We start from the raw sequence: 24,701 nt of genomic DNA on the forward strand, positions 1-24,701 counted from the left end.
CGTCCGCGAGGCCCGGTCCCGCCCCCCGTATCCGGTGCCTTCCCGGCGTTCGCGCCGCGCCGAACTCGACCGGGGCACCGCCCTGCTGGTAGGAGATCCCTGCACGCACGATTGCGAGGGGGCACCATGAAGCCGCTGGAGGCGGGGGATCCGGAATCCGTCGGCGACGGCAGATACCGGCTGGTCGGACGGCTCGGCCAGGGAGGCATGGGCGTCGTCTACCTCGGCCGCTCCCGCTCCGGCCGGGCCGTGGCCGTCAAGGTCGTCCGGCCCGATCTGAGCACCGACCCCGAGTTCGTACGCCGGTTCGCCCGCGAGGTCGCGGCGGCGCGCCAGGTCGGCGGCTTCCACACGGCTCCCGTGGTCGACGCGGACCCCGACGGACACCCCGCCTGGCTGGTCACGGCGTACGTCCCCGGCCCCACGCTGCGGGTGGTCCTCGACCACGTGGGCGCGCTGCCCGCGGACAGCCTGACCGTGCTGGCCGCCGGACTCGCCGAGGCTCTGGAGGCGATCCACCGGGCCGGGGTGATCCACCGGGACCTCAAGCCGGCCAACATCATCGTCGCCGAGGACGGGCCGCGCGTCATCGACTTCGGCATCGCGCGGGCCCTGGACGGCACGGCCGCGCTGACCCGGACCGGCCTCCAGGTCGGTACGCCGGGCTATCTCGCGCCCGAGCAGCTCACGGGCGGCGCCGTCACACCGGCCGTGGACATGTTCGCCCTGGGCATCGTGCTGTGCCAGGCGGCGGGCGGCGCGCCCTTCGGCGACGGCACCTCGGCGGCCTGGCTCTACCGGGTCGTCCACGAGGAGCCGAAACTCGCCGCCGTTCCCGAGCCGCTGCGCGAGCTGGTCGCGGCCTGCCTGGCCAAGGACCCGGCGCGGCGGCCCACCCCCGCGGCCTTTCTGGACCGGCTGACGGTCCGTCACCGCGAGGACGGCGGCTGGCTTCCCGACGAGGCCACGACGCTGCTGTCCACGGTGGCGCGGCACCCGGAGACCGTCGTCGTACGGGAGGAGCGGCAAGCGGCCGATCCCGGTGCCGATGCCGGTCCGGGTGCCAGTGCCGGTCCCGGTGCCGGTGCCGGTGCCGATCCCGGTGCCGGTGCCGGTCCCGGTGCCGGTGCCGGTGCCGGTGCCGTACGGGAGGACACACAGCCGTCCGGCCGGCCGGACCGGGCCGCACCGGCAGAGCCGCCGCCCGGGTGGGGCGCCGGGCCCGGGACCGGGGGCGAGCCGCCGACCGCCGCGGCGCCGCCTCCAGGACCGGCGCCCGTACCGCCACGGCCGGAGCCCGCTCCCGTACGACCGACGTCCGTACCGGAGGACGCCCCGGCGCGGCCGGCGGGCCGGCAGCCGGGATCGCGCGGACGGCGGATGACCGTGGCGGCGGCGCTGGTGGCGTGCGCGGCCGTCGCCGCGGGCCTGCTGGTGTGGCAGCCGTGGAACCGTGACGCCGGGAAGCGGGCCGAGCCCGGCGGCGGCACGTCCTCCCCCGCCGTCGCCTCGCCCGCCGCGTTCCCCGACACGACGCTGCTGGTCCGCCAGGACACCGCGCCCGGCTGGCCGTCCGACTGCCACGGGGTCATCGCGGTCCGTCCGGCGGGTGAGGACCGGCCGCGGCGGCTCGTGCCGGACGGCACCTGCGACTACCTGCCGCAATGGGCGCCGGACCGCGCGTCGTTCGCGTTCACGCGGGTGACGTCCGAGGAGACGGCGGTGTGGACCGCGAAGGCCGACGGTTCCGGCGCGCGGCGGATCGCGGCGATCTCCGGCGGACGGGTGTCCTGGTCGCCGGACGGGACCCGGCTCGCCGTGCTGCGGGTGAAGGACGGTGTGCAGCAGCTGTTCGAGGTGCGGGTGTCGGACGGCTCCGCCCGGCAGCTCACCGACGGGCCGGGGAGGATCGAGGATCCGGCGTGGTCCCCGGACGGCACGCGGATCGCCGTCTGCCGGGAGGCGGGCAAGGGCAAGGGCAAGGGCAACTGGCAGATCCACACCGTCGACCCGTCGGCTCCCGAACGGGCGCCGCGTCAGGTGACGCGGCTGCCGCACCCGGCGCTCGACCCGGTGTGGTCGCCCGACGGCCGCGCCTTCGCCTACACCGCCGGGTCCTACCAGGGCCCGAACAAGGGTGACATCCGCCTGGTCGGCACCGACGGGACCGGGGACCGGCCGCTGGTGGTGACGGCGGAGCACGAGATGGACCCGGCGTGGTCACCGGACGGCGGCTGGCTGGCCTTCGTCCGCGGCCCGTACCAGAAGCCGGTCATCTGGGCGGTGCGCGCGGACGGCACGGGCGAGCGCCGCCTCACCACGGGGGACGTCCCGGAGGGGCACCCCGCCTGGCGGTGACGGGGAGATGGCCCCGTGCGGCCGCGTCCGACCGGCGTCGTGGTCGGTGCGTGCGGGCGGGGCGCACCCGGGCGCGGCGGCAGGGGGCCTGTCGGGCCCGCACCGCCGCCTCGCCCGTGCGGGGGCGGGGGCTGTCGGAGCCGCACCGCCGCCGCGGCCGCGGCCGTCGGAGGGAGCCGCCCTGACGTCGGCGGTCTCCCTGGTGAGGACGACCCGTCCGACAGGAGTGCCATGGGAGGGGCACCGCACCCCCGGACGGGGCAAGGGAGCGGGTGCCCGACGGAGTTGACACGACGTCGGCCGATTCGCCCGCAACGGGCTCGCCCGAAGCTTCCGGAACCACCTTGACCTGGGAAAAGACGGCGTCGCACACTTACGCAGCCCCAGGGGAGGGGCACCAGAGAAGGGGAACCGCGTGAGCACGTCGGACGCCTGTCAGGACCGCTGTGAGCAGTTGTTCGTCGCCGGTGGGTACGCCGCCGTGCGGCGGGCGGCGCAGGAGGGCCTCGACGTGTTCGGGCCGCAGGCCGATCTGTACTGCTGGCTGGCGCTCGGCCATGTCGCCGAGGACGACGACGACCATGACGACCGTGCGGAGGAGGCCTTCCGGGCCGGTCTCGCGATCGACGCGGACCATCTCGGGCTGCTCGCCGGATACGCCGAACTCTGTCTGCGGGCCGACGGCTTCGAGCACCCCGCCCGCGCCACCCGCGCCGTCACCCTGTCCCGCCGCCTCAAGGAGCTCGCGCCCGACTCCCCCGAGGCCGGGCGGCTCGCCGACGCCGAACGCTGGGCACGGCGCGGTTACTGGGACGAGGTCAGGATGAGGACGGCGGTCAGGACGGTCGAACGCCGGGAGAAGGCGCTCGCCACCGAGGCGCAGGCCCGCGCCCTCGCCGATGACCTGGCGCAGGGCGGTGCGGCGGCGACGCGGGCCGTGGACCCCACCGACCGCGACGCCGTCGTGCGCGCCGCGACCGTCGAGGCGCTCGCCGGCCCGTGGAACGCTCCGGTGCGGCTGCTCGGCCGCCACCGCACGGCCGCCTGGACGGTCGCCCTGGTTCTGAGCCTCGTCACGAACGCGGTGCTCCGCCAGACCGGTGCCGTGGACGGGTTCGCCTCCTGGGGTCTGCTCTGGCTGCTGCCCGTCCTGCTCGTCGACCGTCGTTTCGCCTCCGTGCGGAAGGAAGCCGACGCCCGCCACCTCGCTGCCCTCGAAGCGGCGCTCGCCGAACGTCGCTGACCGCCCCCGCGGAAGACGGCCCGGAGGCGAGGAAGCCGGAGGGGCGCGCGGAGCGGTTGCTGATCGGCCGCGGGCAGCGGCTGCGAGCGAGCCGGCCGGCCCACGCGAGATCACGTGGGCCGGCCGGCCCCGAGCCCCCAGGGGGAGGAGGACACGGGCCCCTGAGGCCGTCCGTCAGGCGCGCTGCCAGAGCGCCGGGACGTTCGGCGGCTCCCAACCGGACTGTGCCTGGTGGCCCTGGAGGCAGCGGTAGGTCGCGCCACCGTACGTGACGACGTCACCGGCCTTGTACACCGTGCCCGCCTTCCAGGTGCCGCCCGGCTCCGGCTCGCCGGGGCCGGGGCCGGGGCCCGGGTCGGAGCCGGTGGTGCGCAGCGTCAGCCCGTAGTTCTGGAGGATCGGGTTGAGCGGCTGGAAGAAGGTCGTACCGCCGCTGGAGCAGTTCCCGGAGCCGCCCGAGGTGACGCCCTGCGCCTGGCTGCCCGAGATGTACGAGCCACCGGAGTCGCCCGGTTCGGCGCACACCGTCGTACGGGTCACGCCCGAGATGGTGCCCTCGGGGTAGGTGACGCTCGTGTTGTGCTGCTGGATGGTGCCGCAGTGCCAGCCGGTGGTGGAGCCGGAGCGGCACACGGAGGCACCGACGGGCTGCAGGACGGAGCCGGTCACCTGCGTGTTGGCGCCGCCGGCACCCTTCACGTACGGGGTGGCGGTCCAGTTGGTGTTGGTGGCCACCCAGGCCATGTCGTTGCCGGGGAAGACGGAGGCCTGGAAGCTGCCCTGCGCGACCTGGTTGTAGCCGCTGGTGGCCGTGCCCGCGCGGCCGCAGTGGCCGGCGGTGGCGAAGCCCTGGGTGGTGCCGCGGGTGACCGCGAAGCCGACCGAACAGCGGCCGCCGCCGCCCATGTAGTAGGCGTCGCCGCCCCGGATGTCGTAGAGCGGGCGGGGTGCCTCGGCGGTGCGGACCACGTGCACCAGGTCGCGGGACACCCCTGTGGTGGCGAGCAGCCGGGCCCCGGCGCCCGGGCGGGTCTCCTCGACGACGATCCGGTTGGCACGGACGTCGACGTAGCGGACCGGCGTCTCGGCGCCGGCGGTGCGGTCCAGGGTGTTCTTGGCCTGTTCCAGCGCGGTCAGACCGTGCGTCACGAGCACGGCGCGGGCGCCGGTGGCCCGTATCGCGGCCGTGTCGGCGGCGCGGGTGGTGGCCACGGTGAGCGTGGCCGACTCGGGCCCGTCGACCCAGGCGCCGGCGAACGTGCCGCCGAGCGCCTGGCGGACGCGGGCGGCGGTCGCGCCGGCCTCGGCCTCGTGGGCGAGGCGGGTGAGGGCCTGGGTACGGGTCAGGCCCAGGTCCCGTTCCATGGCCCGGAGCAGCTCGGGCGGGGCGGCGTCCGTCCGGAGCGCCGCGGCGGCGGACGCGGGCCCGGTCGACGCGGCCGGAGGGGCCGACTGGGATGCCGCGGTGGCGGAACCGGCCTGAAGGCAGGTCAGCGCCAGTCCGGCGGCGGCCAACGCGGTCCAGGCCGCGCGGGCGGGTCGTCGGAGCATGGGAGGTCTCCTCGGTGTGGTGGGGGAACTGACGGAACCGTAGGAACGGAGGTGCGTCCGGCGGGAGTTGTCAGTCGGCCCCCTGTCCCGCGTTATGGGCGGTGCCAGGCGTGGCGGGGAGACACGTGGCCGGGCGACACGTGGCGGTGTCACAGGTGGCGGGGCGCCACGTATCCGGGAGACACGTGGCGGGGCCACACGTAGCGGAACGACACCTGACGGGGGCGGCGGCCGCAGGGGCGGCCGGGCCACGCGAGCGGCCGGGGACTGCTCGCCGACCGTGCGGGCCCCGCCTCCCGGGCCCCTGCCACGGACGGCGCGGCACGGCATCCGTCTCGCGCAGGCGCCACCGCTCCCCAGGGCCCTGCCACACACGGCGCGGCGCGACACCCGTCACGGGCCGACGCCGCCCCACAGGCCCCTGCCACCCACGGCGCGAAACGGCACCCGTCACGGGCCGGCGAGCGGTGCCGGGGCGTGGGCAGCGCTGCGGGACAGGGCTTCGGTGTGGGCGGCACGGGCGTGGGCGAGGACGGCGGGAGCGCGGTTCGCCGCGCGGCCCTCCGGGTGCCAGCCGAGGAGGTGGCGCCAGATCAGCGGGGCGCCGGCCAGGGGGCGGGTGACGAGGCCCGGCGTCGCGGGGAAGGTGGCCCGGCACAGGCCGACCGCCCGGCCCACCTGGACCAGATGGACACAGGAGGCGGTGTCCGTCTCGTACACGCAGGCCGGGGTGAACCCGGCGCGGACGCAGGCGGCGGCGAAGCAGTCGCCGAAGCAGCCGTCGCCGGGCACGTCGGTCCACGCCTCCGTGGCGAGTTCGGCGAGCTCGATCTCGGTCCGGTGTGCGAGCGGATGGCCGGCGGCGAGCATCACGTACACGGGGTCGCGGGCGACCTCGGTCCAGGCGAGCCGTCCCGCTTCCGGCGGGCTGCTCTCGCCGCAGACCCCGACCAGCGCGAAGTCCAGCCGGCCGGCGACGACCCCGCCGGCGATCTCCCGCTCGGACCAGGAGGTGTACGTGGTGACGGGCGCGCCGTCGCCGGTGCGGGCGAGCCGGTCGACGAGGCCGCCGAGCAGCGGTCCGTGGGTGCCGCCGAGGCGGTGTCCCCGCGCGCCCTCGCGGGCGAAGCGCACCGCCTCCTCCTGGAGCTCGCAGACGGCGGGCAGCACGACCCGGGCGCGGTCCAGGACGAGGTCGCCGAGCGGGGTGGCCCGTACCCCGTCCCGGCCGCGCTCGAAGAGCGCTCCGCCCAGGGCCCGTTCGATGCGTTTGAGCTGGGCGCTGAGGGCCGGCTGGGCCAGGCCGAGGGCGGTGGCGGCCCGGGTGAGGCTGCCGGCGTCGGCGATGGCCCGGATCGTCTTCAGGTGCCGCAACTCCAAGTCCATGCGCAGAGCTTGACGCCCCGGACCGGGAAGGTCCAGACCAACAACCGGGACCGGTGGCCACCAGGGCGTGGGCCGGTGCGTTGCGACCGGCTCACGGGGCGGCCAGGATGGCCCGCATGCGGAACATCGTGGTCGTCGACGCCCCGTCCAACCTCGGTCTGCGGCCGCCCGCCCCCGGTACCGTGCCCGGCTGCCACAAACTGGCCGGGGCGCTGCGCGAGAACGGGATCGTGCGGAGGCTCGGGGCGTCGGAGGGCGGTGTCGTGGTGCCGCCCCGCTACGACCGGGGCGACTGGCGGGAGGGCGACGGGGTCTTCCACGCGGCGCCCCTCGCCTCGTACACCGTCCGGCTCGCCGACCGCGTCGAACGGCACGTGGTGGCCGGGGACTTCACGCTCGTCCTCGGCGGTGACTGTTCCGTGCAGCTGGGCGCCGCCCTCGCGCTGCGCCGGCTCGGCCGGTACGGTCTGGCCTCCGTCGACGCGTCCCCCGACTTCCGCCACCCGGGCAACTCGGACCGGGTCGGTGCGGCCGCGGGCGAGGAGCTCGCCCTGTCGACCGGCCGGGGCCAGGCGGACCTGACCGATCTGGAGGGCAGGCGGCCCTACCTGCGGGACGAGGACGTACGGGTCCTCGGCACGCGTGACGCGTTCGTGGCGGAGGCCGAGCTGGTCGAACTGCGTGCGCTGAAGGTGCCCGTCGCCACCGTGTCCGAGCTGCGGGAGCGGGGCCCGGGCGAGCTGGGGGCCGCGACCGCCGTCAGTCTGGAGACACCGGCCCTGGACGGTTTCTGGGTGCATCTGGACGCGGACGTCCTCGACCCGACGGTGATGCCGGCCGTGGACAGCCCCGATCCGGACGGGCTGCTGCCGGACGAACTGACCGCGCTGCTACGGCCGTTGGTGCGCTCCCCGCGCTGTGCCGGGCTGAACGTCACCATCTACGATCCCGATCTCGATCCCGACGGCACCGCCGGCGTCCTCCTCACCGATCTCGTCGTGGCGGCCCTCACCGGGGCCTGAGCCTTCACCGGGGCCTGAGCCTTCCCCGTCCCGGTACGCCCGGTGGATCCGCTCCAGCAGGTGGGCGGCGTGCGGGCGCAGGGCGGGACGGAGCGGCGCCCAGTCCTCCTCGGCCTGCCCGGTGTACACGGCGCGGGCATGGGCGAGGGGAGGCCGATGCTCGGCGGGCAGCCGGGCGAGGGCCCAGTCGGCGGCCTCGTCCTTGGCCCGGATCCGTCCGGTCGCCAGGGTGGTCCAGATCCGGGCGAGGGTGAGCAGCACGTTGCGGGTGTCGTTGTCGAGTTCGGCCATGAGGTCCGGGATCCCGACGACGATCGCGCTCCTGAGGTCCGCGGCCGGCACCGGGTCGAGGAGGGTGGCGGGCGGCGGGCCGAACAGCGGGGTGTCGCCCGCGCGGGCCATGGTGAGCAGCGGGGCGAGGTCGGGGCTGGGTTCCGGGCGGGGCAGTCGGCCCTGCTCGTACTCCTCGCGCAGCCACTCCCCGTAGAGGTAGTCGCAGACGGCCGGGTGGCGCCACGGCCGGATCTGTCCGGCGACCACGACGACGAGTTCGACGGGGCGGGCCGGGCCTCCGGTGGCGCGGGGGCCGGAGAGCGCGAGCAGTCCGTCCGTGAGTGCCCGGCGTTCGTCGGTGGTCAGGCCGCGGCGGGCGACGACGAGAAGGTCGACGTCGCTGTGGGGCCGCAGGCCGCCGAGGACGGCGGAGCCGTGGGCGTACGCGCCGAGCGTCTCGTCGCCGAGGACGGTGCGGACCAGCCGGACGACGGCCTCGGCCTGGGGCGTGGTCATGGGCTGCTCTCCTGCGGTGGCGGCGGGGCCGGGCAGCCTACCGCCGCGGGGCGCCGGTCCGCGTGCGGATTTCGGCGCCCCGAGCGCACCGGGCACCCCCGAGTGTGCCGGGCGGACCGGACCTGCCGGTCAGCGTGCCTCGCGGAACTCCACGTGGGCGCCGACGACGGGGTCGTACTTGCGCAGGACCAGGCGGTCGGGGTCGTTCTGGCGGTTCTTGCGGGTCACATAGGTGACGCCGGTGCCGGCCGTGGACCGGAGGGTGATCACGGGGCGGTGGGTGGTGCGTGGCATGGTGCTCCTTCCGGCTGCGCCCGCCGTCGAGTCGGTTGACTCAGGCATGTCAGCCTCGTCCGGTGCAACAGCCGCTCCGGCCGGCACATTCCCGCCCGCGGCACCGGCTGGGGGAACCGGCCGTGGCACCGCCCGGGGGCATTCCCGGCGCCCCGGCTGGGGGCACCGCCCGAGGCACCGGCCGTGGTGCCCCCGTGGCATCGCCGTGGACGTGCTGCCCCGCGCCCGAGCGCGGGGACGTGGCCCTCTACCGTGACGGGATGGACGATTCCCTGCCTCCGGACGTGCTCGCCGCCCTCGACGTCCTCCTCGGCGACGGGGACGACCCCGTCCACGCGGCGCTGCGCCGTCAGGTGCCGCATCTGAGGACGGCCGGGCGGTGCGACTGCGGGTGCGGCACCACCGACTTCTCGATCGACACCGCGGCCGTCCCCGCCGCCGCCCCGACGGGCTCCGGCACGGGGTCGGTGGCGTCGCGGATCTTCCAGGCGGAGGACGGGACGCTCCTCGGCGATCTCGTCCTCTTCGCCCAGGGCGGTCATCTGTCCTGGCTGGAGGTCTGCGATCTGACCGACGTGCACAGCGAGCTCAAGGTGACCCTCGATCTCGCCCTGCGCTGCTTCGCCCGCCCCGCGCCGCCGTCCCGCTGACCTCCCGCAGCAGATAGGGTGCCGGGCGAGCGACGGGATCGTCGAGTTCCGCACGGGGAGAAAAGAATTGATGAGTGGTCAGCAGCCGGGTCGGGCCGGTGCCTCCGCGGTGTTCCAGCCGCTCGCCGCCGACGATCCCCGGACGGTCGCCGGTTACCGGCTGGCCGCCCGGCTCGGGGCCGGCGGCATGGGCAAGGTGTACCTGTCGTACACGCCGGGCGGCCGCCCGGTCGCGGTCAAGGTGATCCGGCCCGAGTTCGGCGAGGACGCCGAGTTCCGGCGCCGGTTCGCCCAGGAGGTGCGCTCGGCGCAGCGCGTGCAGGGGCTGTACACCGCGCCCGTCATCGACGCCGACGCGGAGGGTACGCAGCCGTGGCTGGCCACCGCCTATGTGCCGGGGCCCTCGCTCGCCGACGCCGTCGTGACGCACGGGGCACTGCCCGTCGAGACGGTGCTGCTGCTGGTCGCGGGGATGGCCGAGGCCCTGCACGTCATCCACGGGGCGGGGCTCGTGCACCGCGACCTCAAGCCGTCGAACGTGCTGCTCGCCGCGGACGGCCCCCGCGTGATCGACTTCGGCATCGCGCACGCCGCCGACGCGACCTCGCTCACGGGCAGCGGCGTCACCATCGGCACGCCCTCCTTCATGGCTCCCGAGCAGGCGGCGGGGCGGCGGGTGACACCCGCCACGGACATCTTCGCGCTCGGTCAGGTCGCGGTGTACGCGGCGACGGGACTGCCCGCGTTCGGCGAGGGCACGTCGCACGGCGTGCTGTACCGGATCGTGCACGAGGAGCCCGACCTCAGCGGGGTCCCGGAGCGGCTCACGGAGCTGGTCACGCGCTGCCTGGCGAAGGATCCCGAGGCGCGGCCGTCCGTCCCCGAGGTCATCCGGCTCTGCCAGGAGGCCAACGCGGCGACGGTGCTGCGGCGGCCCGAGGACTGGCTGCCGGGGGCGGTCTCCGCCGACATCACGGCACGGGCGGCGACGCCCGCCCCGGCGCAGACGCCGCCGCCTCCCGCGACGGCCCCGTCGGTCGGCTACACCCCGACCGCCCCCGCCTCGCCCGCGCCGTCTCCCGCCACCCCTCCCGTCACCCCTCCCCCGACGGCTCCGTCCGACCCGGCGCCCGCGCCGCCGCGGGCCCCGCACGCCCCGCACGCGTACGGCCACGGCCAGGCGCCCGCCCATCCACAGGCCCACAGTCCCGCCCACCCGCAGGCACACAGCCACGCCTACGCGCCGACGCAGGGCCCGGTCCCTGCACCCGGCTCGGCCCCCGGACCGGCGCACCAGCCTCCGTACGGGGTCCCGGGGCCGTACCCCCGGACGGCGTTCCCGGCGACGGCATCCGGCCGGGGAGCGCCGTCCGCCGGCTCGGCCAAGCGGACCCTGCTCGTCGCGCTGGCCGCCGCCCTGGTCTTCGGACTCGGCGGCGCCGGCACCGCGTACGTCCTGCTGAAGGACGAGGGCCGGCAGACCACGGCGGGCGGCGACGGCAAGCCGGACGGACAGAAGGAGTCGGGCGGATCCTCGGCCGGTTCCTCGGGCGCGACGCCGGCCGGGAAGCCGTCCGCCCGCACCGAGCCGAAGCCCGCCGTGTTCGAGGACATCGACCTGACGGCCGGCTATCACCTGACCCTGGGCGACGAGGTCGTACGGCCCCAGGACGGCGAGGACGGCGGTTACGAACTGTCCTACGACACCGGCGGCTACCTGGACGCGGAGACCACCGGCGGCAACCTGGTGCTTCTGGACCCCGGCCAGGAGGGCTCGCTCGCCACCTGCCGCGCGGAGACCAGGTTCACCAAGGAGGTCTACGTGAACAAGCTCGCCAAGGGGCGGCAGGTCTGCGTGACCACGGGGTCGGGCCACATGGGTCTCGTCACCGTCAAGGGCTTCTCGCCCGAGGGCTCCCCCAGCACGTACATGACGCTGGACCTGACGGTCTGGAGGAACGGGGCGGCCTGACCGGCCCCACTCCCCCACCTTCCCCGACTCCAGCCCGTGGGTGTACCACCGCGCTCGGGCGGCACGGACGCGCGGGCGACACGGAGGCGGGGCGGAGCGGGCTGCGGGTCGAGACGGTCTTCGACGAGGAGCGGGAGTCCCTCAAGTTCATCGTCCTCGGGGACCTGGACACCACGGCCGGCCTGCTCAAGGTGATCGACTCACTGATCGGAGACGTACGGTGAACACCCTGCGGGACATCCACGGCACGACCGTCCTGGTCTGCCCGCCGGACGGCCCCCCGCTGCTCAGTGAGCGGGACGCGACCGACCTGATCGGCGAGGGCTCGTACAGCGGGGCCGCCTGGGTGGCGGTGCCGGTAGAGCGGTTCACCGAGGACTTCTTCCGGCTGAGCACGCGGGTGGCCGGGGGGATCGTCCAGAAGTTCGCCCAGTACCGGATGGGACTCGTCGTCCTGGGTGACATCTCCGCCCGCCTGGAGGGGAGTTCGGCTCTCCGGGACTTCGTCCGCGAGTGCAACCGGGGCACCCAGATCTGGTTCGTCCCCGATGCCGAGGCCCTCGCCGGACGGCTCGCTCCGGCCGCCTGAGCGCCGTCGCGCCGCACGCCGACGCGCCGAACGCCGAAACTTCGAACGCCGGTACTCCGACGCCGGCGCGCCGAGCTCTCCCCCTGCCGAACGCCCCAGGGGGCACGGCCGTTCAGCCCTCCGGGACCGGTGTCCCCTGGTGGTAGTAGAGGCGCCAGCCGGCCTCCCCCTCTCCCTTGCGCCAGATCGAGCTGCGGCGCGCCCGGCGGCCGTCGAAGACGGTCTCGAACGTCAGATGGACGAGGCCGGGGGCGAGGAGCACACCGCGCATGCCGGACACCTCGAAGCGCGGGCCGTCCGCCGCGCTGCCGAGCCCGGGGAGCGCGGCGAGCATCTCCTCGTACGTCCAGCGCCGTCCGGAGGCGCCGACCTCGACGAAATCGGGGTCGTGGAGGCGGCGGGCCTCGGTGGCGTCGGTCCGGGTGGCGGGGTCGAGGAGCCGCAGTTCGCCGTCGATGGCGGCGGCGATCGCGGCGCTCTCCTCGTCCGGCTCCACGGCGCCGCCCGTGGTGCCCTCCGGCGCGCTCTTCGCGGCGCTCTGGCTGCTGTCGATCATGGAGGCATCCTCTCCCGACCGGGAATCCGTGGCAAGGAATTTGGTACCGACGGGTAGGCGGGCGGCCGCTCTTGCTATACCTTCCGTCCAACAGCTTGCTAGACACCGCGTCTAACAAGCCTCCGTTCCCGCCCCGAGGTCACCGAGGAGCCGCACCATGGCAAGCAGCACCGTCCGGCCGGCGGACCAGGCCCGGCAGCCCGAGCGCGACGCGGCCCGCCGGCTGCTCGAATCGTCCGCCAAGCTCTCCTACGACCCCGCCACCGAAGTGGACTGGGACACCCCGCTCGACGAGGACTTCCACGGGATGAGCCCCGAGTGGAGCACCCTCTACGGCACGCGCTACTGGCAGGAGATGACCGAGGCGCAGCGCAAGGAACTGACCCGGCAGGAGTCGGCGTCGGTGGCCAGCACCGGCATCTGGTTCGAGATGATCCTGCAGCAGATGGTGCTCCGGGACATGTACGCCAAGGACCCGACCGACCCGCGCTTCCAGTGGGCCCTGACCGAGATCGCCGACGAGTGCCGGCACTCGATCATGTTCGGCCGCGGCGCGGCCAAGCTCGGCGCCCCCGCCTACCGCCCGCCGCGGTTCGTCCTCGAGCTGGGCCGCGCCTTCAAGACGCTGGCGGTCGGCGAGGCCGCGTACGCCTCCATCCTCGTCGCCGAGGAGGTCCTCGACGTCATGCAGCGCGACTGGATGCGCGACGAGCGGGTCGTCCCGTTCGTCCGGACCATCAACAACATCCATGTCGTCGAGGAGTCGCGGCACATGAAGTTCGCGCGCGAGGAGACCCGCGCCCGGCTGCGCAAGGCGGGTCCGCTGCGCCGCCATCTCCAGGCGCTGGTGGTCTCCATCGCCTCGTACTTCATCGTCACCAGCATGGTCAACCGCGAGGTGTACGCGAACGCCGGGCTCGACGTGGAGCGGGCGCTCGCCGAGGCCAGGGCCAACGAGCACCACAAGGCCCTGATGCGGTCGAGCTGTTCCGGCCTGATGGAGTTCCTGGCCTCGGCCCGGCTGCTCACCCGCCCCGCCGTCGCCGTCTACCGGCGCGCCCACCTCATCTGACCCGCCGTTCCCGCCCGAACCGCCCGCCCCGGAGCCCCGCGAGCTGACGACGACATGACCTACGCCATCACCCAGACCTGCTGCAACGACGCCACCTGCGTCGCCGTCTGCCCGGTCAACTGCATCCACCCGACGCCCGACGAGCCGGACTTCGGCCGCACCGAGATGCTGTACATCGACCCGAAGGCGTGCATCGACTGCGGCGCCTGCGCCGACGCCTGCCCGGTCGACGCGATCTTCCCGGCGGACGCGCTGTCGGCCGGACAGCAGGAGTACGCCGCACTGAACGCCGCCTTCTACGAGCAGCGCGCGCCCCGGCCCGCGCCGGAGGGCGGACCCGTCTTCCACGCCTGGGGGGCGCCCTCGTTCCCGCGCACCCTGCCCGCCGACTTCGCGCCGCTCCGGGTCGCCGTCGTCGGCACCGGCCCCGCCGGCATGTACGCGGCCGAGGACCTGCTGCTGCACACCAACGCCGAGGTGACCCTGGTCGACCGGCTGCCGGTGGCCGGCGGCCTGGTCCGGTACGGGGTGGCGCCGGACCATCCCGCGACGAAGCGGATCGGCGACACCTTCGCCCGCTTCCACACCCATCCACGGGTACGGATGTACCTCGGCGTCGACGTCGGTACGGACGTCACGGCCGAGGAACTGGCCGCGCACCACGACGCCGTCGTGTACGCGGTGGGCGCGGCGGCCGACCGGCGGCTCGGCATCCCGGGCGAGGACCTGCCCGGAAGCGTCTCGGCGACCCGGTTCGTCGCCTGGTACAACGCCCACCCGGAGGTCGCGCCCGACGCGATCGACCTGTCGGGGACGGAGCGGGTCGTGGTGGTCGGCAGCGGCAACGTCGCCCTGGACGTCGCGCGCATCCTGGTCGGTGACCCCGAGGCGCTGGCCGCCACGGACATCGCGGACCACGCGCTCGCCGCCCTGCGGGCCTCCGCCGTACGCGAGGTGGTGCTGCTCGCGCGGCGGGGCCCCGAGGACCTCTCCTGCACCGCTCCGGAACTCCTCGCCCTCGGGCGGCTGCCGGGCGTGCGCCTGGTCGTCGACGACCACGACCCCCGGATCCGGGCGGCCGTGGAGGGTGCGGCGGAACACGAGAAGGCGGCTCTCCTGCGGGACGCGGTGTACGAGCGCGTGGACTGGGCCGCGCCCGTGCCGCAGGGGCCGGAGCGGCGGATCGTCTTCCGTTTCCACTCCGCGCCCGAGGAGGTTCTCGGGGGCGCGGTGCGCGTGACGGGCGGCGACGGTCCGGTCGAGCTCCCGGCGGGAGTGGTGCTGCGGGCGGTCGGCTACCGCGGACTCCCGGTCGCGGGGCTGCCGTTCGACGAGGAGACCGGCACGGTGCCGCACCGCGGCGGGCGGGTCGAGGGCCGGCCCGGCAGTTATGTCGTCGGCTGGATCAAGCGCGGCCCCTCGGGCGGCATCGGCGCCAACCGCACCTGCGCCGCCGAGACCGTCGGCACGCTCCTGGCGGACGCCGTCGACGGTGCCCTGCCGGTGCCGAAGGGCACCGCGCGCGCCTTCGACCGGCTCGCCCGCGGCCGCGCCCGGCACGTGGTCGACGCGCGGGGCCTCGCGGCCATCGAGCGGGCGGAGCGGGCCCGGGGCGAGGAGGCGGGCCGGCCCCGCGTGAAGCTGGGGACGGTGCCGGAGCTGGTCGCCGCCGCCCGCGCGCGACGCCGGCTGCTGCGCTGATCAGGGGGCGCGGGGGTCGCCGCCCCCGCGCCCCCGGGCATCGCGCCCCTGCCCCGCGCCCCTGACCGCTTCCGGTGGCGAACTCGGGGCGCGCGCTCCCGGCGCACTCGCGCCCCCTCCCGGCTCACTCGCACGCACCCTCGGCGTGGCATCCGAAAAGGACCGGATGATCCCGATATGAGTGCCAAGCATGAGCGAGAAGGCACACGGGGAAGCACGCGAGAAGGCAAAGGCACCCGAGAGATCAGGCGTGGTGGTCGGCGTCGACGGTTCCGAGCACAGTCTGCGGGCCCTGGAGTGGGCGATGCGCGCGGCGCGGAGCCTCCGGGCGCCGCTCACCGTCGCCCATGTGCGCTCCGAGGCGCTCCAGCTCGGCAGTGCCCGGATCGCCTCCCTGGGGCCGGCGCCCGAACTGCCCGACACCGTCGTGGTCGCCGTCGCCGCGGAGCTCGGTCCGCGTGCCGAGGGCCTGGAGGTGCGCTACGCCTCGCTCGACGGCTCGGTGGTGGACGCGCTGGCCGAGGCGGCCCGTGACGCGCGGCTCCTCGTGGTCGGCTCGCGCGGGCGGGGCGGCTTCGCGAGCCTGCTGCTCGGCTCGACCAGCCGCACGCTGGCCGCTTCGGCGCCCTGCCCGGTGGTCGTCGTGCCGCACGAGGCGCGGGCCGCGTCCCTGGAGAGCGGGGCCGGGGCGGGCCGGGTGCTGCTCGGGCTGCATTCCGAGGAGACCCCTGACGAGGTCGTCGACTTCGCCTTCCGGGCGGCGCGGCGGCGCGGGGTGCCTCTGGAGGTGGTGACCGCCTATCCGGTGCCGCCCTCGCCCGCCCTGCTGATCGGAGCGCCCGCGCCGGCCCTCCAGGTGCCGCCGCCGCTGCCGGACGAGACGCCGGAGCTGGTGGCGGCGACGACCCGCCGCCAGGAGGAGCGGCTGCGCCCCTTCACCGAGCGCTTTCCGCAGGTCCGGGTGATCCCGGTCGTCACACCCGCCGACGCGGCCGGACGTCTGGTGGAGGACTCCCGGGACGCCGGCCTGCTGGTCGTGGGCCGGCACCGCAGGCACCGGGTCGAGAGCCTGCTCGTCGGCTCCGTCGCGCACGCGGTGCTGCACCACGCGGCCTGCCCCGTCGCCGTGGTGCCGCCCGAGCGGACGTCCTGAGCGGGGGGAGCGGGCCGGGGGTGCGCCCTCGTACGAGCCGGGACTGCGCCCGGGCACGAGCGGGCAAAAACGCGCCCGCTTCACCTCTTCGGGTGATGGCGGATGTGGAGAAACGTGTCTTCCTTCTCGTCGGCCGCGAACCTCGATGCACGGGGACCGATCCAGTGGAGCGTGTCCATGCATCTGATCCGACGCGGCGATCCGCACCTTGCCGTCCGGTCGAGCGAGGGCCTGACCACGGTCGAGCTGTACGGCGAGCTCGACCTGGTGCTGGTGCAGCGCGTCCGGCCCGAAATCGACGTGCTGGCCCGCGAGGCGGCCGCACTCGCCGTCGACCTGCGCCACGTCACGTTCTGCGACGCGTCGGGGCTCGGGCTCCTGGTGCGCTGCGCGCAGCGCGTGCGGGAGCGGGGCGCGGTCTGGTGCCTGGTGTGCGACCAGCCGATGATCCTGCGCCTGGTGCGGCTCGCCGGGCTCGACGACGTACTGCGGCCGTCGCCGCCCGGCCCGCCGCCGGGGGGCGGCGGGCCGGGTGGCGGGCCGGGCGCGCCGCGCGCGGGCCTGCCGGGGCGGCTGCCGGTGTGACCGGCACGGCCGCCCCGCCCGCGCGCCGGCGCGCGGCCTCAGGCGGGAAGCAGCTCCCCCGCGCCCCCGTGCTCGCGCGTCTCGCCGGGGAAGGCGGACGGGAGCGTGGACGGCAGCGGGGAGGAGAGCCCGGCCGGCGGGCGCAGGCCCGGCAGTCGCAGCTCGATGATGCCGCGGACGGCCGACCACTCCTCGTCGAGGATGGAGTAGAACGCGGTGTCGCGGACCACTCCGTCCAGGCCGCGCGAGTGGGCCCGGCGGACGCCTTCGCAGGTGGCGCCGAGCCGTTCGATCGCGACCCGGGAGCGGGTGTTGCGGGCGTCGGCGCGCAGGGAGATCCGGCGTACGCCCCAGGTCTCGAAGGCGTGCCGCAGCATGAGGTACTTGGCCTCGGTGTTGACGCCGGTGCCGCGCGCCTCGGCCGAGATCCAGGTGTTCCCGATCTCGGCCGCGTCGGGCACGGCGCTGAGCGGGTCGCCGTGCGGCACGCCGGTGGTCGGCGGCCACACCAGCGGCCCGCGCCAGTAGTCGAGTTCCAGGAAGCGGGTGGACCCGAGGACCCGGTCGGTCAGCGGGTTCACCAGGGCGAAGGGCAGCGCCTTGCCCGCCGCCTGTTCGGCGAGGGCACGGGCGATGTAGTCGCAGGAGGCGTCAAGGCCGTGGGGCACGGCGGTGTAGGCGTAGGACGCACGATCCAGTGCGCCCGCCCAGGCGATGCCCTCGGCGTGGCGCATGGCCAGCGGCTCCAGGCGCACGGTGCGCCCGGCAAGGACTACGGGTACTGGCACGGAACCTCGGGTCTTTCACGGGCAGGGGTCATCGCACGCCGGATCGCGGCGGGATGAAGGGGTGAGGTTCGCGCCCGATGCCGACCACTTCGCCGAAGGGCAGGCGACTGAAACGGTTCGTCACCGGTGCGAGGAGGAACAGTATGCAGCCCCGAGCGCTCGGAGAACAGAACCCCACACGAACCCGCGCGCACAGCCGGGTGAATGTCCGGTTCACCCCGATCCCGCGTTCGACCGGACGAGGTCCCGCGGGCGCCCTAGGAAGCGGTGTCCGCGCAGGTCGGATGGCCCCAGCCGTCCGGATTCTTCATGATCGTCTCGCCCTTGCCGTACGACTGTCCGCAGCGGCACCTGCCGGGGAACCGGGCCTTGAGGGTGGGACCCGAGGAGCCCGAGCCCGCGCGCCGGGGCCGGGCGGTGCCGGCCGGCGTTCTGGGGGCGCGCCCCGCGGCCGGGCGGGCGGAGGCCGGCTCGGGCGGCGGCAGCGGTGAGCCGGCGGCGGATCCGGCGGGCTCCTGGGTGCGGGCGGTGTGGCTGGCGGCGCGGTCGGCGGCGTCGTTGAGCGGGTCGCCGTCGATCTGGTGGGCGGGCGTGTAGACGAACTCCACGCGCCGGTCGGCGAGCAGTTCGTCGATGGCCACCACCAGTTCCTTGTTGGCGACCGGGGTGCCGGCCGAGGTCTTCCAGCCCTTGCGGCGCCAGCCGGGGAGCCAGGTGGTGACGGCCTTCATCGCGTACTGCGAGTCCATCCGCACCTCGGCGGGGACGGCGGGGTCGAGGCGCTCCAGGAGCCGGAGGAGCGCGGTGAGTTCGGCCACGTTGTTGGTCGCCGTGCCGAGCGGTCCGGCCTCCCAGTGGGCGATCTCGCCGCCCTCGGTCCCGATGACCCAGGCCCAGGCCGCGGGCCCGGGGTTCCCCTTGGAGGCGCCGTCACACGCCGCGATGATCTTCTCTGTCATCCCTCGATCCTGACATGCCCCGGAGCCGGCCGGGGACCACCGTCCGCAGAGCCCAGCCGTGCCACCCCGGCGTGGAGGGCGTCGCGGCCGATGGCCTCGGCACGGGTGGCGGGCACGGTGCAGGCGAAGGCACCGGCCACCGTGCCGTGCAGGGCGCAGGTGGCGGGGTCCTCTCCCGTGAGCCAGGCGTGCAGGAAGGCCGCGGCGAAGGCGTCGCCGGCGCCGTTGCTGTCGACGACGGGGGCGGGCGGGGTGGCGGCGGGGACGTGCAGCAGCTCCTCGTCCGGGCCCGTGAGCAGGAGCGCGCCGGCGGCTCCCGCGGTGCCGACGACCACGGAGGCGCGGCCCCGGGCGGCGATGTCCCGCAGGGTGCGCTCGGGGTCGTCGAGGGCGGTGGTGGACAGGAACACGACGTCGGCGGCGAGGGCGAAGGGCTGGTGATAGGCGGCGCTGCCGTCCCAGTCGTGCAGGTCGGTCGAGATCGTGAGGCCGGCCTCGCGCAGCAGGGGGAGGGTGTGGGCGCAGGGCTGGGTGAGGGAGACGTGGGCGTGCCGGCTGCGGGCGGCGAGCGCCTTGACGGTGCGGGGCGGCAGCCGGTCGTCGTCGCGGGCGCGGGTGGCGTCGTAGAGGGAGAGCCGGCGCCCGTCGGGGCCGACGAGGTTGACGGCCCGCTTGGTGCCGGCGGGCTGGAGCACCTCGGTGAGCGGGATGCCGTGGTCACGGTGGAAGGCGCGCACGAGGTCGCCCTCGGGGTCGGCGCCGATCAGGTCGAGGTGATGGGTGCGCAGCCCCAGGCGGTGCAGGCCGAGCGCGACGAAGTCCCCGGTCTGCCCGGCCCGCGTCTCGATGCCGGGCTGGATCATGTGGCTGTCGGCGTAGGGCAGCGGCAGTTCGGAGACGTACACGATGGTGTCGACTCCGGCGCCGCCGAGGACGAGGACGTCGATGTCGGGCCCGGGGCCGGAGACCGGCCCGAGACCGGAATCGGGCCCGGGGCCGGAATCGGGCGCGGGGCCGCTGTCAGAGGGGCTGCTCATGCGGGCAGTCAAACAGCGGCCACCGAGGGCCTGCAAGATCCTTCACTTGTTTTCCGCAAGAAGCGGTCGCCCGGCCGTCAGCCGCCGGAGGGGGCGGAGGCGTCGGAGGCGTCGGAGGCCGGGAGGCTGTCCATGAAGGAACTGACGGAGAAGACCGCGCGGCCGGGGCCGGCCGGCCCGTAGCCGGGGGGCGAGCTCAGGCCGTGGGACTCCATCGTCGCCCGGTAGGCGTCGAGGAGCCGGATGTGGTACTCGAGCGGCGCGCCCGCCGGGTTGGCCTTGCCGAGCGGGGTGGTGGGCTCGGGGCACCAGGTGGTGAAGCGGGGCGTGATGCCACGGGACATGAAGTACTCCAGCCCCTCGGTGGTCGAGGCGATCGCCTCGTCGACCGTGGTGAAGCCGAAGGGCTCGGCCATCTCCACGCCCGCCACGAAGTTGGGGATGACGTTGCGGGGGCCGAAGACCTCCGCGGAGTCGAGGATGCGCCGGTGCCATTCGTCACGGCCCACGTAGCGCTCCTTGCCGGGGCAGTACAGCTCGAACAGCCGGCGGTCCCACACCTCGTAGTTGGGGTGGTAGATCTGGATGCCGTAGTCCTTGAAGCGCTGCACGTCGGCCTTGGGCAGGGCCTGGGCGACGACCTTGCCGATCCAGCGGCCGGGGAAGCGCTCCTCGATGGCCTGGGCGTACTGGCCGTAGAAGTCGGCCTCGTCCTTCCCGGCGACCCGGGAGGTGACGGCGCCTCCGGTGAGGGTGTACGCGGTCGAGGCGCCGGCCGTGTCGTACTTGTCGATGATCTCCAGCGCCTCCAGGACCTCCTCCACCGGCTTCACCCCGGTGTAGGGGCGGCCGGCGGCCTTGTGCTGGCGCCAGTTGTGGTTGATGTCGCAGTACTGGCACTCCTCCTTGGCGCCGAAGTACTGACAGACGCGGAAGACCGTCAGGTAGATGAGATAGCCCCACTGGATGGTGGGGGCGACCTCCATCACGGACTTGCCGTTGGCGAGGGTGTGCCGGTAGTACTCCGGCATCGGCGGCAGGCCGACGTCGGCGATGCGGCGGCCGTCGAGGTACAGCCCGAGCAGACCGCCGTCGCCCGCCGCCACCCGGTACGGCGAGGCGGGGTTCACGCGGACGGACACCACGGTGCGGCGCAGCTCGTACGGGCCGCCGGTGAGGACGATCTCCTCCGGCGGCCGGCGCAGCGCGGCCTGGCCGAGTTCCGGCAGGGTGCGGTGGTCGAAGGAGAAGATGAAGTACGACTTCGGCTTGACCTCGCCGGAGGCCTCGTCGCCGGACTCGGTGAGCGCCGAGTCGTCGAAGGCGATGCCGCCCCGCAGAAGGTCCTCCTTGATCACCGCCTCCTTCGGGACGTGCGGGAAGCGGTGCATGAGGTCTTCGACCTCGTCGGTGCGGCGGATCATGCGCGAGTACATCTCCTCGGTCGTGCGGTCGCGAGCCGTGCTGGGCCACCGACCACCCTAGGACGGTGCCGCCGGGCCCGGCATCCGACCCCGGTCGCGGCCGCGCTCCGTCGATGGGCTGAGCCACGGCCGGGACGGGTGCCGCCCGTGCCGGGGACGGCGCCGCCTTCGGGTCGACGGCGGCGCGCGGCCCCACGGCGCGGTGGTCCCAGCGGTCTAGAAGTTGCCGTAGTTGACCTGCCAGGTGGGCAGGCCCATCCGGCGCCAGACGGCGACGACCCGGTCGCGGTCGTCGAGGGAGACGCGGACCGCGTAGCGGTGGCGGACGTGCGCGTCGAAGAGCTCGGCCTTGACGAGGTCGTCGGAGCGGCCGTCGTCGGAGGCCCGCATCCACAGTTCGTCGTACGGCACCGCGTGCCGCTCCAGCCAGGCCTCCGTCATCTCCCGGTGGTCCTCGCTGCGGCCGGAGAGCAGCACGATCCGGTCCTGGTGGGAGCCGCGGAAGGCCCGCAGGGCGTCGCGGACGGGGACGTTGAGGAGGTCCCGGTCACAGCGGGTGAAGTCGTACGGTCCCCGGTCGCCGCGCAGCGCGAGGGTGCCGTCGATGTCGCAGAGCACGGCGGAGGGCAGCGCGGTGTCGGGGACGTACGGGGTGGCGGCGGGGCGGTCGTTGAGCCAGTCGTCGGTGAGGCGCCAGCCGCCGCGGGTGGCCTTGGCGTGCTTGTCGGCGAGGACACGGATGATCTCCTCGCCCACGGGCCTCGCGCGGGCGGCGTCGCGGCGGACGCACTCGTCGACGGGCACGTCGGTGAAGTCGTGCACGACGAAGGTGGCCTCGCGGCCGGCGACGGCGGCCTTGAGGCGCCGCGGGATGTGCGGGGTGAGGTGGGTGTTGTCGACGACGACGTCGAAGCCGTCGTCGACGGCGGCGCGCACGGCGGCGTCCTGGATGCCGAGGACGGTCTGCTCGTGGGCGTGCGAGCGGTCGCCTCGGGGCAGGTCGAGCATGGTGCGCAGGTCGTCGAGGTTGACGCGGCGCATCCGGCCCTCGGACCGCTCCTGCAGGGCGCGGGCGGCGGTCGTCTTGCCGGAGGCCGGCAGTCCGGTCATGACATGGACCAGGGGCACGGTCAGTTCTCCTCGTCGGTGGTGAAGGGGTCGGCGGCCTCGGGGCGCAGTGCGCGCCAGACGAGGAGGTCGGTGGGGCGCCCGTCGAGGCGCAGGAAGAGGGCGGAGCGCAGCCGGCTGTCCGGCAGCTCCTTGACGGCCCGCGCGAACGCGCCGCGGTCGCCGGCGAGAGGGGCGAGCGAGGCCCAGGCCTCGTCGATGACGCGGGTGCGGGCGGCGAACTCCTCCTCCAGGCGGGTGATCACGGACCGCACCCAGGCGTCGAACTCGTCGGGCACCTGCTCCAGGAGCGCGTCGAGGGGGCGCCCGCCCTGGGAGCGGATGCCGCCGAGTTCCGCCTGGGACAGGCCGAGGCCCTGGGCGAGGACCTTGGCGGAGGTGCCGGCGAAGCGCTGGATGCCGTGGCCGCGCCAGATGTCGCGTGCGGTGACGCCGGTGAGGACCTTGTGGAGCCGTACGTACTCGGCGATCTTGGCCTTGGCGCGGACGCCCGAGGCGAAGCGGAGGACGAAGCCCTCGGCGTCGGTGCCGGTGGCGGGGCTGCCGTCGGGCAGCGTGTTCGTCTCCGTCAGCTTCAGCAGGGCGTCGAGCGGCATCGGCGGGTGGACGGTGACGACGGATCCGACGCCCTGCCAGGCGGTCGCGGCCTCGGCGAGCGGTGTCTCGGTGCCGTCCGGGCCGAACGCGGCGAGCAGGACGAGGTCCCGGCGGTCGCCGTAGTCGACGACGATACGGTTCTGCGGGTAGACGATCTCGGCGAGGTACGTCGTCCCGGGTACGAGCGCCGAGGTGTCGGCCGCGTCGAGGCGGCGCTGTGCCCAGGTGGCCTGCGTGCTGATGAAGGAGCCCTTGGAGGCGACCCGCCACCGGCCCTCGTAGTGGAAGACCACGCCGAGGCTGCCGTCCACCTTCTCGTACACCTCGAAGGGCTCGTCGGGGAGCGCGGGCGCGTAGGGGCGGCCGGTCTCGTGCTCGGAGACGTTGAAGAACTTGGGCAGTGGCAGGGCGACGATCCGTCCGGTGCGGTCGTCGGCGACGAGGCCCCGGCAGCGGGTGGTGACCTGGTTCCAGACGCCTTCGTACTGACAGGTCCGCGTGTACGTGTAGATCGACAGCGGCAGCTCGGGGTGTGACTTGCGGGTCACGTGCCCGGCTTCGACGGCTGCCGCCAGCTCGTGCGGCGGCAGCAGCGCGTCGAGAGTCAGGTGCGCCTGGCTCATGGGGTTTCCCTCCCGGTTTCGAGGAGGCTCATTCTTCTGTCCGGTGGCGGTCCTGACCAGCGAATTAGCGCGTCGCCCGGTGGAGTTGGCCGGTGCGCCGCGGGGTAGGTGTCCGGCGCCCCGGCAGAGGGAGGCCGCACGGGGCGGCGCCGCCGCGGCGTCCTTATCACAGGGCCTGTCCCGTGGCGAGGGAGGGCCGGGCGTGGCCGTCCGGGAACGGGTCCGGGATCCGGGCCGGTGCCCGGGGGTGTCCGAGGGGCCCCGTAGACTCGCCGCCCGAAGACCGTCCGGAAGCCGAGGAAGCGAGCGCAATGAACTACGCGGACACCACCGCCCCCATCTACTCCGAGCTCATACGTGAGCAGGGGGACGTTCCCGGGGACGTGCGCCGGACCGCCGAGGAGGTGCTGCGCGACCTCAGCCGTGTGATCCAGATGCCGCCGGCCGGGCTCGGCCCGACCGGTGCGCCGATGCAGTAGTACGGAGGTCTGGGGCATGACGGGTTCGGACGGCGCGGGCCACGAGCGCGTGCGCCGCAGTTATGACGCCGTGGCCGAGGAGTACCTGGCCCGGATCGGCGGGGAGCTCGACGGCAAGCCGCTCGACCGGGCGCTGCTCGCCGCGCTGTGCGAGGAGGCCGGCGCCGGGGCGGTGCTGGCCGATCTGGGCTGCGGGCCCGGACATGTCGCCGCGTGGCTCGCCGAGCGGGGACCCGCGGTGGTCGGGGTGGACCTGTCCCCCGCCATGGTCGCGATCGGACGCGAGCGGTGTCCCGGGGTCGAGTTCCGCGAGGGCGACCTGCTGCGGCTTCCGGCCCGGGACGGGGAGTTCGACGGGGCCGTCGCGCTCTACTCCCTCATCCACCTCTCCCCCGACGAGCTCGGCCCCGCCCTCGCCGAGATCCACCGGGTGCTGCGGCCCGGCGGTCCGCTGCTCGTGTCCTTCCACGTCGGCAGCGAGGTGAGAAACCTCACCGAGTGGTGGGGACATGACGTGGACGTCGACTTCCACCACCTTCAGCCCGCGGCCGTCGCCGCGGCCCTGCGCGAGGCCGGATTCCGGATCGAGGCCGACCTGCGGCGGGCGCCGTATCCGCACGAGGCGCCGACCCGGCGCTGCTCGCTGCTGGCCCGCCGCGAGGACTGACACCAGGGCACGGGCGACGCCCGGGAGCCGGCGGTGGCCGGTCCTGGCGGCCCGGGGAGCCGGCGGGGTCGGCCCAGG

Annotated in this window: 22 protein-coding genes and 1 pseudogene; 12 read left to right on the forward strand and 11 right to left on the reverse strand. The window is 74.8% G+C overall.

What is annotated here, in order from left to right; translation table 11 throughout:
• Positions 1 to 126: 126 nt before the first annotated feature.
• The gene (locus ABTZ91_RS22585) at positions 127 to 2,358 is read left to right on the forward strand and encodes a protein kinase domain-containing protein (RefSeq protein ID WP_352078998.1); all 2,232 of its coding nucleotides are present in this window, start codon (positions 127 to 129) and stop codon (positions 2,356 to 2,358) included.
• A gap of 415 nt (positions 2,359 to 2,773) precedes the next feature.
• The gene (locus ABTZ91_RS22590; RefSeq protein ID WP_352078999.1) at positions 2,774 to 3,601 is read left to right on the forward strand and encodes a hypothetical protein; all 828 of its coding nucleotides are present in this window, start codon (positions 2,774 to 2,776) and stop codon (positions 3,599 to 3,601) included.
• Between the two features lie 174 nt (positions 3,602 to 3,775).
• On the opposite strand, the gene ABTZ91_RS22595 is transcribed toward ABTZ91_RS22590, so the two are convergent.
• The gene (locus ABTZ91_RS22595) at positions 3,776 to 5,152 is read right to left on the reverse strand and encodes a carbohydrate-binding protein (protein WP_352079000.1); all 1,377 of its coding nucleotides are present in this window, start codon (positions 5,150 to 5,152) and stop codon (positions 3,776 to 3,778) included.
• 450 nt (positions 5,153 to 5,602) lie between these two features.
• Positions 5,603 to 6,538 (reverse strand): LysR family transcriptional regulator, encoded by a 936-nt coding sequence (locus ABTZ91_RS22600; protein WP_352079001.1) that lies wholly within the window; start codon positions 6,536 to 6,538, stop codon positions 5,603 to 5,605.
• 116 nt (positions 6,539 to 6,654) lie between these two features.
• Here ABTZ91_RS22600 and ABTZ91_RS22605 point away from each other — a divergent pair, with 116 nt between their 5' ends.
• Positions 6,655 to 7,560 carry an arginase family protein gene (locus ABTZ91_RS22605; RefSeq protein WP_352079002.1) on the forward strand — a complete coding sequence of 302 codons (906 nt, stop codon included), beginning with the start codon at positions 6,655 to 6,657 and terminating at the stop codon, positions 7,558 to 7,560.
• Positions 7,561 to 7,665: 105 nt separating this feature from the next.
• Here ABTZ91_RS22605 and ABTZ91_RS22610 read toward each other — a convergent pair.
• Positions 7,666 to 8,349: pseudogene (locus ABTZ91_RS22610) on the reverse strand (aminoglycoside adenylyltransferase family protein); the annotation flags it as partial.
• Positions 8,350 to 8,478: 129 nt separating this feature from the next.
• Positions 8,479 to 8,643 (reverse strand): 50S ribosomal protein L33, encoded by a 165-nt coding sequence (rpmG, locus tag ABTZ91_RS22615; protein ID WP_352079003.1) that lies wholly within the window; start codon positions 8,641 to 8,643, stop codon positions 8,479 to 8,481.
• Between the two features lie 260 nt (positions 8,644 to 8,903).
• Between rpmG and ABTZ91_RS22620 the strand changes: the two genes are divergently transcribed.
• The 3 genes from ABTZ91_RS22620 to ABTZ91_RS22630 all read left to right on the forward strand — a co-directional run bounded on the left by ABTZ91_RS22620 (position 8,904) and on the right by ABTZ91_RS22630 (position 11,854).
• The gene (locus ABTZ91_RS22620; protein WP_352079004.1) at positions 8,904 to 9,293 is read left to right on the forward strand and encodes a hypothetical protein; all 390 of its coding nucleotides are present in this window, start codon (positions 8,904 to 8,906) and stop codon (positions 9,291 to 9,293) included.
• Between the two features lie 70 nt (positions 9,294 to 9,363).
• On the forward strand, positions 9,364 to 11,265 hold the full coding sequence (locus ABTZ91_RS22625; RefSeq protein WP_352079005.1) for a serine/threonine-protein kinase: 1,902 nt from the start codon (positions 9,364 to 9,366) through the stop codon (positions 11,263 to 11,265).
• A 220-nt stretch (positions 11,266 to 11,485) separates the two neighbouring features.
• Positions 11,486 to 11,854, forward strand: a complete 369-nt coding sequence (locus ABTZ91_RS22630) for a DUF4180 domain-containing protein (protein ID WP_352079006.1) — start codon at positions 11,486 to 11,488, stop codon at positions 11,852 to 11,854.
• Positions 11,855 to 11,966: 112 nt separating this feature from the next.
• Here ABTZ91_RS22630 and ABTZ91_RS22635 read toward each other — a convergent pair whose 3' ends face one another.
• Positions 11,967 to 12,410, reverse strand: coding sequence for a DUF4440 domain-containing protein (locus ABTZ91_RS22635; protein ID WP_352079007.1), 444 nt, complete (start codon positions 12,408 to 12,410; stop codon positions 11,967 to 11,969).
• Positions 12,411 to 12,567: 157 nt separating this feature from the next.
• On the opposite strand from ABTZ91_RS22635, the gene ABTZ91_RS22640 reads away from it, so the two are divergent.
• From ABTZ91_RS22640 to ABTZ91_RS22655, 4 genes are all read left to right on the forward strand, one after another.
• Positions 12,568 to 13,482: a diiron oxygenase gene (locus ABTZ91_RS22640; protein WP_352079008.1), complete on the forward strand. Its 915-nt coding sequence runs from the start codon at positions 12,568 to 12,570 to the stop codon at positions 13,480 to 13,482.
• 54 nt (positions 13,483 to 13,536) lie between these two features.
• Entirely contained in the window at positions 13,537 to 15,183 is a 1,647-nt protein-coding gene (locus ABTZ91_RS22645; RefSeq protein WP_352079009.1) for an FAD-dependent oxidoreductase, read from the forward strand.
• A gap of 190 nt (positions 15,184 to 15,373) precedes the next feature.
• A complete protein-coding gene (locus ABTZ91_RS22650; RefSeq protein ID WP_352079010.1) occupies positions 15,374 to 16,336 on the forward strand; it encodes a universal stress protein in 963 nt (320 codons plus the stop codon).
• Positions 16,337 to 16,513: 177 nt separating this feature from the next.
• A complete protein-coding gene (locus tag ABTZ91_RS22655; protein ID WP_352079011.1) occupies positions 16,514 to 16,921 on the forward strand; it encodes an STAS domain-containing protein in 408 nt (135 codons plus the stop codon).
• A gap of 38 nt (positions 16,922 to 16,959) precedes the next feature.
• Here ABTZ91_RS22655 and ABTZ91_RS22660 read toward each other — a convergent pair whose 3' ends face one another.
• The 6 genes from ABTZ91_RS22660 to ABTZ91_RS22685 all read right to left on the reverse strand — a co-directional run bounded on the left by ABTZ91_RS22660 (position 16,960) and on the right by ABTZ91_RS22685 (position 23,477).
• Positions 16,960 to 17,709, reverse strand: a complete 750-nt coding sequence (locus tag ABTZ91_RS22660; RefSeq protein WP_352079012.1) for a GNAT family N-acetyltransferase — start codon at positions 17,707 to 17,709, stop codon at positions 16,960 to 16,962.
• Between the two features lie 257 nt (positions 17,710 to 17,966).
• The gene (locus ABTZ91_RS22665; RefSeq protein WP_352079013.1) at positions 17,967 to 18,668 is read right to left on the reverse strand and encodes a ribonuclease H; all 702 of its coding nucleotides are present in this window, start codon (positions 18,666 to 18,668) and stop codon (positions 17,967 to 17,969) included.
• On the reverse strand, positions 18,665 to 19,705 hold the full coding sequence (locus ABTZ91_RS22670; RefSeq protein ID WP_352079014.1) for a PfkB family carbohydrate kinase: 1,041 nt from the start codon (positions 19,703 to 19,705) through the stop codon (positions 18,665 to 18,667). Before ABTZ91_RS22670 ends, ABTZ91_RS22665 begins: the two co-directional genes overlap by 4 nt.
• A gap of 77 nt (positions 19,706 to 19,782) precedes the next feature.
• Entirely contained in the window at positions 19,783 to 21,129 is a 1,347-nt protein-coding gene (locus ABTZ91_RS22675; RefSeq protein WP_352079015.1) for a radical SAM protein, read from the reverse strand.
• Positions 21,130 to 21,345: 216 nt separating this feature from the next.
• A complete protein-coding gene (locus tag ABTZ91_RS22680; RefSeq protein WP_352079016.1) occupies positions 21,346 to 22,257 on the reverse strand; it encodes an AAA family ATPase in 912 nt (303 codons plus the stop codon).
• Between the two features lie 2 nt (positions 22,258 to 22,259).
• Positions 22,260 to 23,477, reverse strand: coding sequence for an RNA ligase (locus ABTZ91_RS22685; RefSeq protein WP_352079017.1), 1,218 nt, complete (start codon positions 23,475 to 23,477; stop codon positions 22,260 to 22,262).
• Between the two features lie 311 nt (positions 23,478 to 23,788).
• On the opposite strand from ABTZ91_RS22685, the gene ABTZ91_RS22690 reads away from it, so the two are divergent.
• Both ABTZ91_RS22690 and ABTZ91_RS22695 read left to right on the forward strand, forming a co-directional pair.
• Positions 23,789 to 23,956 carry a hypothetical protein gene (locus ABTZ91_RS22690; protein ID WP_345483793.1) on the forward strand — a complete coding sequence of 56 codons (168 nt, stop codon included), beginning with the start codon at positions 23,789 to 23,791 and terminating at the stop codon, positions 23,954 to 23,956.
• A 16-nt stretch (positions 23,957 to 23,972) separates the two neighbouring features.
• On the forward strand, positions 23,973 to 24,623 hold the full coding sequence (locus ABTZ91_RS22695) for a class I SAM-dependent methyltransferase (protein ID WP_352079018.1): 651 nt from the start codon (positions 23,973 to 23,975) through the stop codon (positions 24,621 to 24,623).
• Positions 24,624 to 24,701 lie beyond the last annotated feature (78 nt).

This window comes from Streptomyces sp. NPDC126499, assembly GCF_040302485.1.
Taxonomy (GTDB): Bacteria; Actinomycetota; Actinomycetes; order Streptomycetales; family Streptomycetaceae; genus Streptomyces.

Coding starts and splice junctions, on each gene's coding strand:
- ABTZ91_RS22645 (WP_352079009.1), top strand. CDS start 13,537: ATGACCTACGCCATCACCCAGACCTGCTGCAACGACGCCACCTGCGTC.
- ABTZ91_RS22695 (WP_352079018.1), top strand. CDS start 23,973: ATGACGGGTTCGGACGGCGCGGGCCACGAGCGCGTGCGCCGCAGTTAT.
- ABTZ91_RS22655 (WP_352079011.1), top strand. CDS start 16,514: ATGCATCTGATCCGACGCGGCGATCCGCACCTTGCCGTCCGGTCGAGC.
- ABTZ91_RS22605 (WP_352079002.1), top strand. CDS start 6,655: ATGCGGAACATCGTGGTCGTCGACGCCCCGTCCAACCTCGGTCTGCGG.
- ABTZ91_RS22650 (WP_352079010.1), top strand. CDS start 15,374: ATGAGCGAGAAGGCACACGGGGAAGCACGCGAGAAGGCAAAGGCACCC.
- ABTZ91_RS22665 (WP_352079013.1), bottom strand. CDS start 18,668: ATGACAGAGAAGATCATCGCGGCGTGTGACGGCGCCTCCAAGGGGAAC.
- ABTZ91_RS22635 (WP_352079007.1), bottom strand. CDS start 12,410: ATGATCGACAGCAGCCAGAGCGCCGCGAAGAGCGCGCCGGAGGGCACC.
- ABTZ91_RS22595 (WP_352079000.1), bottom strand. CDS start 5,152: ATGCTCCGACGACCCGCCCGCGCGGCCTGGACCGCGTTGGCCGCCGCC.
- ABTZ91_RS22690 (WP_345483793.1), top strand. CDS start 23,789: ATGAACTACGCGGACACCACCGCCCCCATCTACTCCGAGCTCATACGT.
- ABTZ91_RS22640 (WP_352079008.1), top strand. CDS start 12,568: ATGGCAAGCAGCACCGTCCGGCCGGCGGACCAGGCCCGGCAGCCCGAG.
- rpmG (WP_352079003.1), bottom strand. CDS start 8,643: ATGCCACGCACCACCCACCGCCCCGTGATCACCCTCCGGTCCACGGCC.
- ABTZ91_RS22675 (WP_352079015.1), bottom strand. CDS start 21,129: ATGATCCGCCGCACCGACGAGGTCGAAGACCTCATGCACCGCTTCCCG.
- ABTZ91_RS22625 (WP_352079005.1), top strand. CDS start 9,364: ATGAGTGGTCAGCAGCCGGGTCGGGCCGGTGCCTCCGCGGTGTTCCAG.
- ABTZ91_RS22620 (WP_352079004.1), top strand. CDS start 8,904: ATGGACGATTCCCTGCCTCCGGACGTGCTCGCCGCCCTCGACGTCCTC.
- ABTZ91_RS22670 (WP_352079014.1), bottom strand. CDS start 19,705: ATGAGCAGCCCCTCTGACAGCGGCCCCGCGCCCGATTCCGGCCCCGGG.
- ABTZ91_RS22685 (WP_352079017.1), bottom strand. CDS start 23,477: ATGAGCCAGGCGCACCTGACTCTCGACGCGCTGCTGCCGCCGCACGAG.
- ABTZ91_RS22585 (WP_352078998.1), top strand. CDS start 127: ATGAAGCCGCTGGAGGCGGGGGATCCGGAATCCGTCGGCGACGGCAGA.
- ABTZ91_RS22600 (WP_352079001.1), bottom strand. CDS start 6,538: ATGGACTTGGAGTTGCGGCACCTGAAGACGATCCGGGCCATCGCCGAC.